Annotated in this window: 17 protein-coding genes; 7 read left to right on the top strand and 10 right to left on the bottom strand. The window is 63.0% G+C overall.

The window, feature by feature from the left end; translation table 11 throughout:
• Nucleotides 1-5 precede the first annotated feature (5 nt).
• The 3 genes from EXN22_RS07325 to EXN22_RS07315 are packed head-to-tail and all read left to right on the top strand — an operon-like array spanning nt 6 to nt 1534.
• On the top strand, nt 6-353 hold the full coding sequence (locus EXN22_RS07325; RefSeq protein WP_165392192.1) for a YbaY family lipoprotein: 348 nt from the start codon (nt 6-8) through the stop codon (nt 351-353).
• Between the two features lie 60 nt (nt 354-413).
• Complete coding sequence (locus tag EXN22_RS07320) at nt 414-812, top strand: YbaY family lipoprotein (protein WP_130263435.1); 399 nt, start codon at nt 414-416, stop codon at nt 810-812.
• 32 nt (nt 813-844) lie between these two features.
• Complete coding sequence (locus EXN22_RS07315) at nt 845-1534, top strand: DUF4197 domain-containing protein (RefSeq protein ID WP_130263434.1); 690 nt, start codon at nt 845-847, stop codon at nt 1532-1534.
• Between the two features lie 67 nt (nt 1535-1601).
• Here the strand turns inward: EXN22_RS07315 and EXN22_RS07310 are convergent, their stop codons facing one another.
• Nucleotides 1602-4667 carry an efflux RND transporter permease subunit gene (locus EXN22_RS07310; protein ID WP_130263433.1) on the bottom strand — a complete coding sequence of 1022 codons (3066 nt, stop codon included), beginning with the start codon at nt 4665-4667 and terminating at the stop codon, nt 1602-1604.
• 6 nt (nt 4668-4673) lie between these two features.
• On the bottom strand, nt 4674-5774 hold the full coding sequence (locus tag EXN22_RS07305) for an efflux RND transporter periplasmic adaptor subunit (RefSeq protein ID WP_130263432.1): 1101 nt from the start codon (nt 5772-5774) through the stop codon (nt 4674-4676).
• Between the two features lie 194 nt (nt 5775-5968).
• On the opposite strand from EXN22_RS07305, the gene EXN22_RS07300 reads away from it, so the two are divergent.
• The gene (locus tag EXN22_RS07300) at nt 5969-6601 is read left to right on the top strand and encodes a TetR/AcrR family transcriptional regulator (RefSeq protein ID WP_130263431.1); all 633 of its coding nucleotides are present in this window, start codon (nt 5969-5971) and stop codon (nt 6599-6601) included.
• On the opposite strand, the gene EXN22_RS07295 is transcribed toward EXN22_RS07300, so the two are convergent.
• Nucleotides 6598-7380 (bottom strand): class I SAM-dependent methyltransferase, encoded by a 783-nt coding sequence (locus EXN22_RS07295; RefSeq protein ID WP_130263430.1) that lies wholly within the window; start codon nt 7378-7380, stop codon nt 6598-6600. The two genes, EXN22_RS07300 and EXN22_RS07295, sit on opposite strands and share 4 nt — an antisense overlap.
• A 95-nt stretch (nt 7381-7475) precedes the next feature.
• Here EXN22_RS07295 and EXN22_RS07290 point away from each other — a divergent pair, with 95 nt between their 5' ends.
• Nucleotides 7476-8096: an energy transducer TonB gene (locus tag EXN22_RS07290; protein WP_130263429.1), complete on the top strand. Its 621-nt coding sequence runs from the start codon at nt 7476-7478 to the stop codon at nt 8094-8096.
• 3 nt (nt 8097-8099) lie between these two features.
• Here the strand turns inward: EXN22_RS07290 and EXN22_RS07285 are convergent, their stop codons facing one another.
• The 7 genes from EXN22_RS07285 to ppc form a co-directional block, all read right to left on the bottom strand.
• Nucleotides 8100-8783, bottom strand: coding sequence for an extensin-like domain-containing protein (locus tag EXN22_RS07285; protein WP_130263428.1), 684 nt, complete (start codon nt 8781-8783; stop codon nt 8100-8102).
• A gap of 6 nt (nt 8784-8789) precedes the next feature.
• Nucleotides 8790-9620, bottom strand: coding sequence for an isocitrate lyase/PEP mutase family protein (locus EXN22_RS07280; RefSeq protein ID WP_130263427.1), 831 nt, complete (start codon nt 9618-9620; stop codon nt 8790-8792).
• 31 nt (nt 9621-9651) lie between these two features.
• Entirely contained in the window at nt 9652-10521 is an 870-nt protein-coding gene (locus tag EXN22_RS07275) for a DUF72 domain-containing protein (protein WP_130263426.1), read from the bottom strand.
• 3 nt (nt 10522-10524) lie between these two features.
• Nucleotides 10525-10821, bottom strand: coding sequence for a hypothetical protein (locus tag EXN22_RS07270; protein WP_130263425.1), 297 nt, complete (start codon nt 10819-10821; stop codon nt 10525-10527).
• Between the two features lie 130 nt (nt 10822-10951).
• Nucleotides 10952-11626, bottom strand: coding sequence for a tRNA (adenosine(37)-N6)-threonylcarbamoyltransferase complex dimerization subunit type 1 TsaB (gene tsaB / locus EXN22_RS07265; RefSeq protein ID WP_130263424.1), 675 nt, complete (start codon nt 11624-11626; stop codon nt 10952-10954).
• 87 nt (nt 11627-11713) lie between these two features.
• Nucleotides 11714-12364: an adenylate kinase gene (gene adk, locus EXN22_RS07260; protein WP_130263423.1), complete on the bottom strand. Its 651-nt coding sequence runs from the start codon at nt 12362-12364 to the stop codon at nt 11714-11716.
• A gap of 257 nt (nt 12365-12621) precedes the next feature.
• Nucleotides 12622-15249: a phosphoenolpyruvate carboxylase gene (ppc, locus tag EXN22_RS07255; protein ID WP_130263422.1), complete on the bottom strand. Its 2628-nt coding sequence runs from the start codon at nt 15247-15249 to the stop codon at nt 12622-12624.
• Between the two features lie 119 nt (nt 15250-15368).
• Between ppc and EXN22_RS07250 the strand changes: the two genes are divergently transcribed.
• Complete coding sequence (locus EXN22_RS07250) at nt 15369-15713, top strand: pilin assembly protein (RefSeq protein ID WP_130263421.1); 345 nt, start codon at nt 15369-15371, stop codon at nt 15711-15713.
• 254 nt (nt 15714-15967) lie between these two features.
• The gene (locus EXN22_RS07245) at nt 15968-16381 is read left to right on the top strand and encodes a DUF4398 domain-containing protein (RefSeq protein WP_130263420.1); all 414 of its coding nucleotides are present in this window, start codon (nt 15968-15970) and stop codon (nt 16379-16381) included.
• Nucleotides 16382-16426: the final 45 nt, after the last annotated feature.

The following is a 16426-nucleotide window of genomic DNA, read 5'->3' as shown; positions in this document are numbered from 1 at the left end:
CTGCGATGAGCAACACTGATTTCAACACCCTCAATGTCACCCTGCTGTTTGCGGCAACACGCCTGGGCTTGCCCGAAGGCGTCAAGGTCACCCTCAACCTGGCTGATGTTTCCCGGGCCGACGCCCCGGCTATCATGCTTTCCGAACAAGCCCTGGTGATAGGTCGACGCGCGGTTTCGTTCAACATTCGGTTACAGTACGACAGCCACCTGGTGGATGAGCGTAGTACCTATGCCCTGCAGGCCCGGATTGAACACGAAGGCAAGCTCCTGCTGACCAATACCGATGCCCATACCGTCATGCTTGATGGCTCTGACGGCGATGTGACCATGGTACTGAAACAAGTTCGCTGAAAAATCCGTTAAAGTCCGTACGCGTGCCCACCTGGCAAACGTACGGACTACGGAGAATCCATGAAAAAACTCTTTATGCTGTGTTGCGCCTCCATGCTCGCAGCCTGTTCCACACCTGCGCCCAACGGCAAAGCCAGCCTGGATGGCGAGGTCTTCTACCTGCAGCGCATGGCCCTGCCACCCGCTGCGACCCTCAGCGTCGCTCTGCAAGACGTCTCGCTGATGGACGCCCCGGCGGTAACCCTGGCCAGCCAGAGCGGCCCGGTCAAAGGCAATGTTCCGCTGCCCTTCCATTTGAGCTACGACCCGGCCCAGGTCAAGCCCGGCCACCGCTATGCGATCAGTGCGCGGATTGAACTGGACGGCAAGCTGCTGTTCATCAACACCGAACACCATGGCGTACAGCTTGATGGCTTTGATCCGCAACCGCTGCGGATCAAAGTCGATGCCGTTCGTTGATTGATTGTTTTACTTCGCATAAGGATGCTGCCATGTTCCGCCCTGCTCTAACCTTCACCGGCCTGTGCGCCGGCCTGCTGCTGTCCGCCAGTGCCCTGGCCCTGTCGCTGGGCGATCTGTCGCAAAAAGATGCCTCCTCAGGCCTCAAGGATGCACTGACCCAAGGTGCCCAGGTTGCAGTGAAGCAACTGGGTACTCCCGGTGGTTTCAGCAATAACCCGGATGTGCGTATCGAATTGCCGGGCAACCTTGGCAAAGTGGCCAAGAAGATGAAGGCCTTCGGCATGGGCGCTCAGGTCGATCAACTCGAAGCCAGCATGAACAAGGCCGCCGAGGCTGCCATGCCGCAAGCCCAGGCCCTGCTGGTCGATGCCGTGAAGAAGATGACCGTGGACGATGCCAAGGGCATCCTCAGCGGTGGTAACGACTCGGCTACCCAGTACCTGAGCAAGACCAGCCGCGAGCAGATCCGCGCCAAGTTCCTGCCGATCGTCAAAAAGGCCACCGATCAGGTCGGCCTGGCCCAGCAGTACAACAACTTCGCCGGCCAGGCGGCGACCCTGGGTGTACTGGATGCAAAGAGTGCCAACGTCGAAGGCTACGTTACCGAGCAAGCACTCAACGGCCTGTTCGAGATGATTGCCAAGCAGGAAGAAACCATCCGCCAGAACCCGGCGGCTGCGGCTACGAGCATTGCCAAGAAGGTGTTTGGCGCGCTCTAAATGCATCGCGGGGCAAGCCCGCTCCCACAATGGCCTGTGGGAGCGGGCTTGCCCCGCGATGAGACCCTCAGGCCTTCTTCACCCTGAACCACGCCGCATACAGCGCCGGCAGGAACAACAGGGTCAATGCCGTCGCCACGATCAAGCCACCCATGATCGCCACCGCCATTGGGCCGAAGAACACGCTGCGCGACAGCGGGATCATCGCCAGCACTGCCGCCAGCGCGGTCAGGACGATCGGCCGGAAGCGCCTTACCGTCGCCTCGATAATCGCCTGCCAGCGGTCCAGCCCGGCAGCAATGTCCTGCTCGATCTGATCGACCAGGATCACCGAGTTGCGCATGATCATCCCTGACAAGGCAATGGTCCCCAGCATCGCGACAAAGCCGAACGGCTGGCGGAACACCAGCAGGAACAGGGTCACGCCGATCAGCCCCAGCGGTGCGGTGAGGAACACCATCACCGTGCGCGAGAAGCTGCGCAACTGCAACATCAGCAAGGTCAGCACCACGACGATGAACAGCGGTACTCCGGCGTTCACCGATTTCTGGCCGCGGGTGGAGTCTTCCACCGTGCCACCCACTTCCAGCAGATAGCCATCAGGCAGTTCGGCACGCACCGGTTCCAGAGTCGGGAGAATCTGCTGAACCAGGGTTACCGGTTGTTCCTTGCCGTAGATATCGGCGCGCACGGTGACATTGGGCAGGCGGTTGCGGTGCCAGATCACGCCTTCTTCAAAGCCGTACTCCAAAGTTGCCACCTGCGACAAGGCAACGCTTCGGCCGTTGTCGGTCGGCACCGCCAGGCTCGGCAGGTTGGCAAGCTCGCTGCGCTCCTGGGGGGTGCCGCGCAGGAGGATCTCGATCAGCTCATTGTCTTCGCGGAACTGGCTGACCGCAGAGCCGGTGAGCGAGCTTTGCAGGAACTTGGCCAGGTTCACCGTACTCACTCCCAGGGCGCGGGCGCGGTCCTGGTCGATATTCAGGTAGACCACCTTGCTTGGCTCTTCCCAATCCAGGTGGACGTTGACCACATGGGGATTCTCGCGGACCTTGGCGGCCACCTTGCGGGCCAGGGCGCGGACCTGCTCGATGTGCTCGCCGGTCACCCGGAACTGCACCGGGTAACCCACGGGCGGGCCGTTTTCCAGACGCGTTACCCGTGAACGCAGGTCGGGGAACTGTTCATCCAGGGTAGTGATCAACCAGCTGCGCAGTTGCTCGCGTTCCTCGATGGTTTTTGCCAGCACCACGAACTGGGCGAAACTCGCCGCCGGCAGTTGCTGGTCCAGCGGCAGGTAATAGCGCGGCGAACCGGTGCCGACATAGGCCACATAGTTGTCGATGCCGGTGCGTTCCTTGAGCATGGCCTCCAGGCGTTTAACCTGGTCGGCGGTATTGCTCAGCGAGGCACCTTCGGCAAGTTTCAGGTCAACCATCAGCTCCAGGCGCCCGGAGGCCGGGAAGAACTGCTGGGGCACAAAACGGAACAATAGAATACTGCCGACGAACAGCGCGATGGTCGCCACAATCACCGTCTTGCGCCGTTCCACGCACCAGCCGACCAGACGGCGGACACGCTGGTAGAACGGTGTGCCGTAAGGGTCCGGGCCACCTTCGGCAGTGCCGTGCTTGGCCGCATGCAACTTGGCCAGGTCCGGCAGCAGGCGCTCGCCCAGATAGGGCACAAACACCACTGCAGCAATCCACGAGGCGAGCAAGGCAATGGTCACCACCTGGAAGATCGAGCGGGTGTACTCACCTGTCCCGGACTGCGCGGTGGCAATCGGCAGGAAGCCTGCGGCGGTGATCAGGGTGCCGGTCAACATCGGGAAGGCGGTGCTGGTCCAGGCGTAGCTGGCCGCCTTGAGCCGGTCGAAGCCCTGCTCCATCTTGATCGCCATCATCTCCACGGCAATGATCGCGTCATCCACCAGCAAGCCCAGGGCCAGTACCAGCGCACCGAGGGAAATCTTGTGCAGGCCGATGCCGAAGTAGTACATGGCGGCAAAGGTCATCGCCAGCACCAGCGGAATGGCCAGGGCCACCACCAGGCCGGTGCGCATCCCTAAGGAGAAAAAGCTCACCAGCAAGACAATCGCCAGGGCCTCGACCAGCACCTGGACGAACTCGCCCACGCCGGTCTTCACCGCTGCGGGTTGATCGGACACCTTGCGCAGCTCCATGCCGGCCGGCAAGTTGTGAGCGATGCGGGCGAACTCGGTTTCCAGGGCCTTGCCCAATACCAGAATATCGCCACCGGCCTTCATCGATACCGCAAGGCCGAGGGCATCTTCGCCCATGAAGCGCATGCGCGGTGCGGGCGGGTCGTTGAAGCCACGGCGCACATCGGCCACATCGCCGATGCGGAAGGTGCGATCAGCCACACGGATCGGGAACTGCTGGATCTGCTCGACCGTGGTAAAGCGCCCGCTGACGCGCAGTTGCAAACGCTCGCTCGGGGTTTCGAAGAAGCCTGCGGTGCTCACCGCGTTCTGCTCTTCCAGCGCCTGCTGCACCGCCGCCAACGGCAGGCCCAAGGTAGCCAGCTTGAGGTTGGACAGCTCAATCCAGATCTTCTCGTCCTGCAGCCCGAGCAGTTCGACCTTGCCGACGTCCTTGACCCGCTGCAGCTGGATCTGCACCCGATCGGCGTAGTCCTTGAGCACCGCATAGTCGAAGCCGTCGCCGGTCAGCGCGTAGATATTGCCGAAGGTGGTACCGAACTCGTCATTGAAGAACGGCCCCTGAATGCCTTGCGGCAAGGTGTGGCGAATGTCGGCGACCTTCTTGCGGATCTGGTACCAGAGCTCGGGAATATCGGCCGAATGCATCGAGTCGCGGGCCATGAAGGTGACCTGCGATTCACCGGGCCGCGAGAACGAGACAATCTTCTCGTACTCGCCGGTTTCCATCAGTTTCTTTTCGATGCGCTCGGTCACCTGGCGCGAGACTTCCTCGGCACTGGCGCCCGGCCAAAGGGTGCGAATGACCATGGCCTTGAAGGTAAAGGGCGGGTCTTCGCTCTGCCCCAGCTTGGTGTAGGACAGCGCGCCGACCACGGCGAGCAAAATCATCAGGAACAGCACGATCTGCCGATTGCGCAAGGCCCAGGCGGAAAGGTTGAAACCCATCGGGACTTACTCCTTGGCCGCCAGATTTACCACGCGATTGGAACGATCTACCGGACGCACCTGCTGCCCCTCCAGGAGCACATGTACGCCGGCGGCCACTACCCAGTCCGAGGCATTCAGGCCTTCGAGCACCGGTACGCTGTTTTCACCGTAGGCACCCACCCGCACCGGCACGCGCTTGAGGGTGTTATTGGCATCGACGCGCCAGACAAACGTCTGGCCGTTCTCGGCGGTCAGGGCCGAGAGCGGCACCGCCAGGGGCACCTGATCGGCGTGCTGGATGTACACCCGGGCACTCTGGCCAAGCTCGGCTGGCACCTTGCCAGCGGTAAACGCGATCCGCGCGGCGAAGGTCCGCGAACGCGGATCAGCCGACGGCGACAGCTCGCGGATACGGCCGTTGAAGCGTTGATCCGGTTGCGACCAGAGCTCCACCGACACCGTCTGGCCGACTTTGAAACGCCCGAAGTTCTGCTCCGGCAGACCGATCAGCACCTCGCGCTCACCATCGGCGGCCAGGGTGAACACGGTCTGGCCGGCGGCCACCACCTGGCCGACTTCGACCTGGCGCTTGGCAATCACGCCATCCTGAGAGGCCCGCAGCACTGCGTACTCAGCCTGGTTGCCTGCCACGTCGAACTCGGCGCGCACCTGCTTGAGACGGGCCAGGCCTGCGCGATAGAGGTTTTCGGCATTGTCGAATTGCGAATGGCTGACCATTTGCCGGTCAAGCAAGGTCTTGTAGCGGTCGCGCTCGGCCTTGACCAGAGTCAGGTTGGCTTCGGCGGCGGCCAGTTGGGCCCGGCTGGCCTCCAGTTGCAGGCGTACATCCTGGGGATCGAGCTCGGCCAGCGCTTGTTCGGCCTTGACCCGCTGCCCTTCCTCGACCAGGCGTTTGCTGACCTTGCCGCCAATCCGGAAGGCCAGTTCCGGCTCAAAGCGCGCTCGCACCTCGCCGGGGTAGCTGTCGGCGGCGGCGCTGGCCGGCTGCGGCTGCACCACCATGGCGGGACGAAGGGAAGTCTGCGGTGCGCTTTCCTGCCCACAGGCAGCAAGCAGCAGCACAAGACCGACGGGCAAAGCGAGGGGCAAGGCATGGCGCAACATGATGAATGACCTTTCGCGAATGGCGCTTTGAATATTTATACTGACGGGTATATTAAATCAGGGAGCCGGACCGGGGAAGCAGCTCAGCGCGAGAAATCCCATATTTTCCCGGGAGCAGCGCGTCGATATTTGCCCGCCGAAAAGCCGGTCGCGATGTACCATGTGCACTTACTGGAATCTGTAATTTTTCACTCATGCCCAACGTCATCGCTGCTCCCGGTCCCGGCCGGCCCAAAGACCTGGCAAAACGCCAGGCCATTCTCGACGCTGCCAAAGCGCTGTTCCTCACCCTTGGCTATGCCAACACCAGCATGGATGCGGTCGCGACAGCGGCAGGTGTGTCAAAACTCACGGTCTACAGCCACTTCACCGACAAGGAGACGCTGTTCTCCTCGGCCATCGTCGCCACCTGCACCGCGCAGTTGCCCGAACTGATCTTCGAGCTGCCCGAGGGCGTGCCGCTGGATCAGGTGCTGCTCAAGATCGGTCGAGGTTTTCAGGCGCTGATCAGCAGCGACCTGTCGGTCAAGCTGCACCGGCTGATCATGGCCCTGGGCAACCAGGACCCCAAACTCAGCCAGATCTTCTTCGAGGCGGGCCCGATGCGGGTCCTGCACGAGATGGAGGCGCTGCTGCGCCAGGCGGATGCACGCGGGTTGCTGCGCATCGAGCTGCCGGCTAACGCCGCCGAGCACTTCTTCTGCCTGCTCAAGGGCGCGGCCAACTTCCGCCTGTTGCTCGGCTATGGCCCGGCGCTGGATGCCGAGGCCGCCGAGGCCCACGTGCAGGAAGTGGTGGCGCTGTTCATGCGCGCCTACCGGCCTTAAGCCTTGAGGGCTTTTTTCGGGTAGATATCGTAGCGGCTGGATTTGCCTTCCAGGCAGTGGCTGGGCTTGGGCCCGTCGATGACCGGCGCCTTGCGCGGGCGCTTGACCACCACCCGGTGGCTGGCCAGGGCCAGGGCCGCTTCGAGCAGCGCCGGAGCGTCAAGATCATCACCGACCAGCGGGCGGAACACGCGCATCTCTTTCTTCACCAGCGCGCTCTTGTCGCGGTGCGGGAACATCGGATCAAGGTAGATCACCTGAGGCGGTTCGCCCTGCCAGTTGCGCATGTGTTCGATGGCGTTGCCGGTGAGCAAGTGCATGCGCGCGACGATCGGGCCCACTTGCGCATCGCTGCGGGCACGGGCCAGGCCATCCTCAAGCAAGGCGGCAACCAGCGGCTGGCGCTCGATCAGGGTCATCTGGCAGCCCAGGCTGGCCAGCACGAAGGCGTCCTTGCCCAGCCCCGCCGTAGCGTCGAGCACCTGCGGGCGTACGCCTTGGGCGATCCCCACGGCCTTGGCGATCATCTGCCCGCTACCGCCGCCAAACACCCGCCGATGGGCCGCCGCGCCTTCGACAAAATCCACCCGCACCGGCCCCGGTGCTTGCGGGCCCAACTGCTGGATCTGCAGGCCGTCGGCGCCGACCTGCACGGCGAAGCCGGCGTTGTCGTCGCAAAGTGGCAACGCCAGGCGCTGCGCCCACTCGCAAGCCTGGTCCTGAAAATCAGCCGTCAACGCCTCGACCCGGATGCCGCCGTCCGCCAGTTGCTCCACCATCAAATCCTGTACTCAAAAAAATTAAATGATCGTCGGCCGCGGCCGATATACGAAGTATTCGCTATTTTGCCAGACCAGACCCCTCTGCGACTGCCATGACCGACATTCTTCAGCTCAACTCAGGTTATATCTCGCCCGTCGGCGACTATGGCCGGCACAATACCCAGGCACTGGGTGGCGTCAGCCACCTGTGGCAGGATTTTTTTGCCCGCGCCCTGGCTGAGCAGCAAGGTGAAGACGGCGCGGCAACCAGCGTGGTCGCCGAGCAGTTCGACAAGGTCACCGGCGAGCCGCTGGGTGGCGCTAAGGTGCTGGCGCAGATCCACAACCAGCGTTTGTGCAATGTTCAAGACACCGAGCTGGCACCGCCGGAGCCGCTGTTCCTGCCGATTGCCGAGTTCGAACCCGAACTGCTGGAAAAACTCGCCCCGCCCTTCAGCGCCGCCGACCTGATCGAGCAACAGCGCCAACTGGACATCAGCAACACCTGGGTTCGCCCGGTGGTGATGAGCCAGGGCCATCCGCTGCCCGAGCCTGGCCCGGCACCACTGGCCAAGCCGCTCTACCTGCCGATCGCCGAGTTCGACCTGGACCTGCTGGACAAGGCTGCCGAGCCCTTCGACGAGGCAACCATGGCCGTGCAGCAATCGCAGCTGGACTTCGACAATCGCTGGGCCCGCCCGGTGGTGCTGAACAACGTGCGCGTCGCGGCCTGATCGTTAACGGCAGATCTGCCAAAAACCCATGTCCAGGTGAAAGTGATTACGGTGCGCGGCATTATAGTCAGGCCCCAGCACGGTATTGAAACTGTCACAGGCGCTGGCGTGCACATCCTTTAGAAACTTCGCTTTGACGCCCTCCCCCGGCCAGTCCTTGAGCAACTCAATACGCTGCCCATCGGCCAGGCGAAAGCCGGCAATATCCAATGCATTGGCCGTGGCATGCTGGCTTAAACGGCCGATCTTGCGGTTGTACATGTTGCGACAGGCAAAACTGCCCAGGTGATCGACCTGCACCACCGGCAGGGCAAAGGCACGCTGCGCCGCCGGTTGCAGGGCGTGGCGCTCGAACAGCGCATAAGCCACCGCCAGCGGGCAACTGGCAACGAAACTGCTGCTCAGGCGCACCGACGAGCCCTCGACCCGCACCACGTTTTCCAGCGGGCAGGGCACATTGGCCGGGCTGTCGGCCAGCTTGCGGTAACGTAGATCCGAGGTCGCCAGCGCCTGCGCGCACAACTGCGGGTTATCCTCCAGGCGGCCCAGCTTGTAAGGCGTGAGCAGATTCGGCGGCTGGCGCACATCCAGCGCCGCCCAAGGGTTCCAGGCATCGGGCAGGCGCCAGGCAGCGACGCTTAGGGTAATGAGCAGCAGGCACAGTACAGCAAGCAATCCTTTGCGCATTATCGATCAACGCCTGAACAACTGGTTAAGTTGCGCAAACGACAGCGCCTGCTCGGCATAGTCAAAACGGCCATCGTCGCGAATACATTGCGCGGCATTGAAGAACGCACCATAGGCCGCCCGCGCCAGGGACGAACCAACGCTGATGCGCTTGACACCCAGGGCCTGGAGTTCAGCGAAGCTCAGTTGCACACCGCTCAGGCCCATGACCACATTGACCGGTTTGGGTGCCACCGCCTGCACCACCCGGCGGATCTCCTCAGCCGTGCGCAGGCCCGGGGCATACAGGACATCGGCGCCAGCTTCGGCGAAGGCCTGCAGGCGGGCAATGGTATCGTCCAGGTCGATACGTCCGTGCAGCAGGTTCTCCGCGCGGGCACAGAGCATGAACGGGAACTCCAGGCTACGGGCTGCGGCGACTGCCGCTTCGACTCGCTCCACGGCGTGATGGAAGCTGTAGATCGGATCATCGCTATTGCCGCTGGCGTCTTCGATCGAGCCGCCGACCAGGCCGACGGCAGCGCCCTGCAGGATCGCTGCGGCGCAGCCCTTGGGATCATCGCTGAAACCGTTCTCCAGGTCAGCGGCCACTGGCAACGCCGTGGCATCGACAATGGCGCAGGCGTTGTCGAGGGTCTCATCCAGGGACACTGCCCCTTCGCCATCCGGGCGCCCCAGGGAGAACGCCAGGCCCGCGCTGGTGGTGGCCAGCGCCTCGAAGCCGAGGCTGGCCAGCAACTTGGCGGAGCCTGCATCCCAGGGGTTGGGGATGACGAAGGCGCCGTCGCGCTCATGCAGGGCTTTAAAGGCTTGGGCACGCAGGGTTTGCACATCCATGATCACGACTCCCGGGCAGGCGACAGGACGTTCAGAGCAGACCGAGTTGTTCGGCTTCAGGCGTCCGGTCCAGTTCAGGCAAGGCCGCAAGCCCCGGCAGGCGTTCCATCAGGCCCTGATGAAAACGCCGGGCCAGAGCAGCAGCCTGACGATTGTCGGCAGTATGCAGGAAAACATAAGGGCTGCGTCCCTCCTCGATCCAGGCCGCGACCTTGTCCAGCCACGGCAACAGGAACGGCTCGTTGGCCGCAAGTTCGGGGTGGCCGATGAAGCGGATCTGCGGATGCTGGGTAAAGGCGGTCGGACGTGGCGGCACCCGCGGCTTTTTCGACTGGGCGTGGAGCACCTCGGGGCTGCGCGAGGTGCAGCTGAACAGGGCCCGGGGGTCCAGGCAGATACGTTCCACGCCGCGCTCGAGCAGCAAACGGTTGAGCAAGCGCTCTTCATCGCCCTTGCTGAAGAACGCCGCGTTGCGCACCTCGACGGCGACCGGCACGCCCGCCTCGTCGATAAAGTTCATCAGCTCGCCGAGGCGCGCCGGGCCAAAACTTGCCGGCAGCTGCAACCAGTACGGGGCAACGCGCGCACCCAGGGGCTTGAGCAATTCGATAAAGGCTTGGGCTGCGGCCAACTGACCGTGCAGATCACCGCTATGACTGATATCACCGGGAAACTTGGCGGTGAAACGAAAATGCGCGGGCATCAGCTGCGACCAGCGTTCGATGGTCGCTGTCGCCGGGCGGGCATAAAAGGTGGTGTTGCCTTCTACTGCGTTGAAGACCTGGCTGTAGAGGCCGAGAAAATCGCTGGTTTTAGCGTCAGACGGATACAGGTAGTCGCGCCAGGCGTTCTCACTCCAGGACGGACAACCGACAAAATAGGGCAGCGTGGACAGACTCATCCATCAAATGTACAGGTCCAGCCCCAGCACTTCCATCTCCCAGTCGACGAAACCGGCAGTGGCCAGGTAGCTGGCCAGGGCATGGGCGGTACGCTTGTTGCGCGCCCGCGGGAAGATCATGTCCTGAGGCCGCGCTGGCAAGCCGCCCGTACGCGCCTGCCCTTGGCTGGCGCTGGCTTGCGCCTGCACCTCGAATTCGCCCGGCAGTGCCTCGTCGTCCACGTCATCGCTACGCAGCGGCGCTTTGCGCGGGGCTCGCTTGATGGGGTAGGACTGTGAGGAAAAACCGTCGATACGCATGGCGATCTACTCAGGAGCAATGATGGCAATTTAGCAGCATCGCTGATCCTTCGCTAATGCCCGATTGATAACTGGACCACAGATCGGGCAAAAGGTTTTATTTGGCTTGGGAATAACCGACGAACTGCACTCAACGCGCTTTCGGCGTGGCAACTTTGTCGCGCAGGTACACCGGTTGTGCCTGATCGGCAACAATCGCCTCGCCGCGCTGCCAGGCAAACGTCGCCAGGCTCAGCAGGTCCTGGGCGTGGGGCAACAGGCTGGCATCCTGGCCGCTGACCTTGACCGCCAGACGCTCGGCATAGCCCCAGCCAGTGCCGGCACCGAACCAGTCGCCGCTGGCGCCGGCTGGCAAGGCAACCTGCTCCGGCGGCAGCACTGCCTCACGGCCTTGCAGGCGCATTTCACCGTCGACGTTCTGATAGCAACCCCAGTAGACCTCGTCCATGCGTGCATCGATCGCCGCCGCCACTTGCTGTACGCCCTGCTCACGCAGGGCACGCTGGGCCAGCACGGCCAGGTTGGACACTGGCAATACCGGACGCTCCAGGGCAAAGGCCAGGCCCTGAACCACGCCAATGGCAATGCGCACCCCGGTGAAGGCACCCGGGCCACGGCCAAAGGCGATGGCATCGAGCTGTTGCAGGGTGACGCCGGCATCGGCCAGCAGTTGCTGGATCATCGGCAACAGCTTCTGCGCGTGCAGGCGCGGGATCACCTCATAGTGGCTGGAAACCTTGCCATCATGCAGCAGGGCGACGGAGCAGGCTTCAGTGGCGGTATCGAGGGCCAGCAAGGTGGTCATCGGGGCTTCCAGGGACAAGAAAAAAGAGCGGCATTATAAACAACAACGGCCCGCAAGCGGGCCGTTGTCTGCACTACCGAGCGTCGATCAGCTCAGTGCGGCCAGGACCTTGGCGGTAATGGCATCAACCGAGCCCACGCCTTCGATATGGCTGTACTTCGGCTTGCCAGCGTTGGCAGCCGAGAGTTTCTGGTAGAAGTCCACCAGTGGCTTGGTTTGGTCGTGGTAGACCGACAGACGATGACGCACGGTTTCTTCCTTGTCGTCATCGCGCTGGATCAGGTCTTCGCCGGTGACGTCATCCTTGCCTTGCACCTTCGGTGGGTTGTACTGGATGTGGTAGGTACGACCCGAAGCCAGGTGCACGCGGCGACCGGCCATGCGACCGACGATCTCTTCGTCGTCGACGGCGATCTCGACCACGGCGTCGATCTCGACACCCGCAGCCACCATGGCCTCAGCCTGTGGAATGGTGCGAGGGAAACCGTCGAACAGGCAGCCTTTGGCGCAGTCAGGCTGGGCGATGCGTTCCTTGACCAGGTTGATGATCAGCTCGTCGGAGACCAGTTGGCCGGCATCCATGACCTTTTTCAGTTCCAGGCCCAGCGGGGTGCCGGCCTTGACCGCTGCACGCAGCATATCGCCGGTGGAAATCTGTGGAATGCCGAACTTCTCGGTGATGAACTTTGCCTGAGTACCTTTACCGGCCCCGGGAGCTCCCAGCAGAATTACGCGCATCTCGTGCTCCTCATTTTTTTGTAAGCAAATCAGTGGGTTTGCCACACAGGGCCAATCCCGGAATTTGGGTGATGATCGTAATTTCGATCAAAAGGCTGCTCAAGATACACAGCGCCCGCAAGCCACACAAGCGCTCGAAAGTCGGATAAACCCGCGCACAGTAGCCGTCTTGAGCACAGGTTGCGCCGGGCGCAACCTGTTGCTTTACAAGCACTCTGCCCTACTTGTGGCAAGCCGCGCACAGTCGGCTTGCGCACTCAGCCGGTGTTGCGCAGCCCCGCCGCGATCCCGGCCACGGTCACCAGCAAGGCCTGCTCCAACGGGCTATCCAGAGCGGCTTCACGCCCACGCGAGCGCGCCAGCAGTTCAGCCTGCAATAGATGCAGCGGGTCCAGATAGGTGTTGCGCAGGCGGATGAATTCCAGGGTCTCGGGGCTGTGCGCCAGTAGCACCGGCTGCCCGGTCAGCCCCAGTACCACCTGGCACGCCTGCGACAATAGGTCGCGCAAATGTGCACCCAAAGGTCGCAGTTCTGGTTGCACCAGACGTTCGTCGTAGGAGCGGGCAATATCGGCATCGGCCTTGGCCAGGACCATTTCCAGCATGTCGATGCGTGTGCGGAAAAACGGCCACTGCTCGCGCATCTCAGCCAGCAAAGGCCCCTGTCCGCGAGCCAGGGCATTGTTCAATGCCGCTTCCCAGCCGAGCCAGGCCGGCAACATCAGGCGGGTCTGGGTCCAGCCGAAGATCCACGGGATCGCCCGCAGGCTTTCGATGCCGCCGGCGCGGCGCTTGGCCGGGCGGCTGCCCAGCGGCAGGCGCCCCAGTTCCTGCTCGGGGGTGGACTGGCGGAAATACTCGACGAACTCGGGGTTGTCGCGCACCACACCACGATAAGCCTTGACGCCATCGGCGGCCAACTGGTCCATCAGTTCACGCCAGGCCGGTTGTGGTGGCGGCGGTGGCAGCAAGGTGGCTTCGAGCACTGCCGCCAGGTAGAGGTTGAGGTTCTGCTCGGCAATGTCCGGCAGGCCGAATTTGAAGCGGATCATCTCACCCTGCTCGGTGGTACGAAAACGCCCGGCGACAGAACCCGGTGGCTGCGACAAGATCGCCGCGTGGGCCGGGCCACCGCCACGGCCGACGGTACCGCCACGGCCGTGGAACAGCAGCAGTTCGACCTGCTGTTCGCGGCAGATGCGCACCAGGGTTTCCTGGGCGCGGTACTGGGCCCAGGCCGCCGCCGTGGTACCGGCATCCTTGGCCGAATCGGAATAACCGATCATCACTTCCTGCGGGCCGTGCAGCCCGGCGCGATAACCCGGCAGGCCGAGCAGGCGCGCCATCACCGGGCCGGCGTTGTCCAGGTCGGCCAGGGTTTCGAACAACGGCACCACGCGCATCGGCCGCAGCACACCGGCCTCTTTGAGCAACAGTTGTACCGCCAGCACATCGGAAGCGGCGCCGGCCATGGAGATCACGTAGGAGCCCAGCGAAGTCGCTGGCGCGGCGGCAATCTCACGGCAGGTGGCGAGCACTTCGGCGGTGTCGGCCTGGGGTTCGAAATGGCCTGGCAGCAATGGCCGACGACTGCTCAGTTCTTGCTGCAAGAAGGTGATCCGCTCCTCTTCATCCCACTCGGCATAACGGCCAAGGCCCAGGTACTCGGTGATTTCGCTCAGCGCCGCCGTGTGCCGCGCGGCGTCCTGACGTACGTCCAGGCGTACCAGGAACAGGCCGAACGTCACCGCGCGGCGCAGGCAATCGAGCAGCGGGCCGTCGGCAATCACGCCCATGCCACAGGCGTGCAGCGACTCGAAGCACAACTGCAAAGGCTCGAACAGCTCGCGGTTGTCTTGCAGTACCTCGGGCGCAGGCGCCTGCGCGGCAGTCAACGAAGCCTGGGCCCAGGCCCGGGTAACCCGCAGGCGCTCGCGCAACGGCTTGAGCAACGCCCGGTAGGGCTCGGCTGATTCGCCCACCTGGGCCCTGAGCGCTTCACTGGCTTGTTGCATCGACAGCTCGGCGGCCAGGGCATCGATATCACGCAGAAACAGGTCAGCGGCCATCCAGCGCGCCAGCAACAGCACTTCGCGGGTGACGCGCGCGGTGACATTGGGGTTGCCGTCACGGTCACCGCCCATCCACGAAGCAAAGCGGATCGGCGCCGCTGCCAGTGGCAGGTGCAGGCCGGTGGCCTGGTGCAAGGCTTTATCGACCTTGCGCAGGTGGTGCGGGATAGCCTGCCAGAGTGAATGTTCGATCACCGCAAAGCCCCACTTGGCTTCATCTACCGGGGTCGGCCGGGTGCGGCGGATTTCTTCGGTGTGCCAGGCTTCGGCGATCAGGCGTTGCAGGCGCTCGCGGATTTGCTCGCGCTCGGCGGGCGTCAGGTCGCGGTGATCCTGGGCCGCCAATTGTGCGGCTATGGCGTCGTACTTCTGGATCAGGGTGCGCCGCGCCACTTCGGTGGGGTGGGCGGTCAACACCAGTTCGATACTGAGCTTGCCCAGTTGCCGGGCCAGGGCATCGTCGCTGTGCCCGGCGGCCTTGAGCCGCGCCAACAGTTCGGGCAGCACCCGGGCCTCGAAGGGTTCGGGCTGGCCGGCGTCGCGACGGCGAATCAGCTGGTACTGCTCGGCGATGTTGGCCAGGTTGAGAAACTGGTTGAAGGCCCGGGCCACGGGCAGCAGTTGCTCTTCGGCAAGGTCATTGAGGGTCGAGCTCAGTTGCTCGGCAGCGCCGCTGCGGTCGGCCTTGGCACTGCGGCGGATGTCCTCGATGGTCTGCAAAAACGCTTCGCCGTGCTGTTCGCGCACGGTGTCGCCCAACAACTCGCCCAACAAATGAACATCTTCACGCAAGCGCACATCGATATCAGTCATCAGCCCTGTCTCCGGCATTCGGGAAAACCGCTCTGGGTCCAGAGTGCCGCAGTCACGGCCGAGCTTCAAGGCGCAGCCATGGCTGAACTATTCTGAATGCAGGCACACAGGAGAACATCATGAAAATCCGTGACCTTGCCCAGCATTGGGAACAACACGCCAAAGGCTCGCTGAGCCCCACCGGCCACCTCCTGCACCTGGACATGGAGGCCGCGGCGCGCCTGGCAGCCCTGGCCGAGATGTACCCCAAACGCCTGCCTGAAGAGCTGCTCGGCGAACTGCTGGGGGCAGCGCTTGAAGAGCTGGAAGCGAGCTTTCCCTATGTCCAGGGCTCGCAAGTGATAGCCACCGATGAAGAAGGTGATCCGCTGTATGAAGACATCGGGCCGACCCCACGATTTCTCGCCCTGTCACGCCGTTACCTGCACGAATTGAGTAGCGCCAAAGAGGTCAAAAACCCTTGATTGACCCTACCCGCGCAGGCGCTCGCGAACCGCAGGAAGACCTGAAAGTTCAACGAAAAACCCACTGACCAATCAGTCAGAAAAAACCGCGAACAGGCGGAAATTTTTTCTGAACTATTCAAAAAAGCCTTCGGTCACAGCCAATAGCCATCACGGCAAAACCCACGCAGAACCGGGCCAGAGCCCCCCCCCGGAAGCTGATCGGTTGCGCTGATGGACTGTTACGGAATTCGTTGTTCATCAGGAGTGATCCAATGGAGCTGACTACCATGAAGACCCGTACCGCAACCCCCTCATCCACTCACCTGCGCAAGCTCAAGCTGGCCGCGCTGGCACTGGGCAGCAGCCTGGTCCTGGCCGGCTGTGCCGGTAACCCACCCACCGAGCAGTACGCTGTCACGCAATCGGCGGTCAATTCTGCTGTCAGTGCCGGCGGTACCGAGTTCGCCGCCGTCGAAATGAAGGCCGCGCAGGACAAGCTCAAACAGGCGGAAATCGCCATGCACGACAAGCACTACGACGACGCCAAGCGCCTGGCCGAGCAGGCCGAGTGGGATGCCCGCGTCGCCGAGCGCAAGGCCCAGGCGGCCAAGGCCGAGAAAGCGGTACAGGACGCCCATCAGGGTGTTCAGGACCTGCGTGAGGAAGGCATGCGCAGCGTCGAATGACGCCCGCTTGCCGACCCGTGCATTCGTAATCGATCAAAGGATGAA

Origin of the sequence: Pseudomonas tructae (assembly GCF_004214895.1) — a bacterium.
In the GTDB taxonomy this organism is placed as follows: domain Bacteria; phylum Pseudomonadota; class Gammaproteobacteria; order Pseudomonadales; family Pseudomonadaceae; genus Aquipseudomonas; species Aquipseudomonas tructae.
The sequence above is the reverse complement of the archived record's forward strand: the minus strand, read 5'-3'. Positions and strand labels throughout refer to the sequence as shown.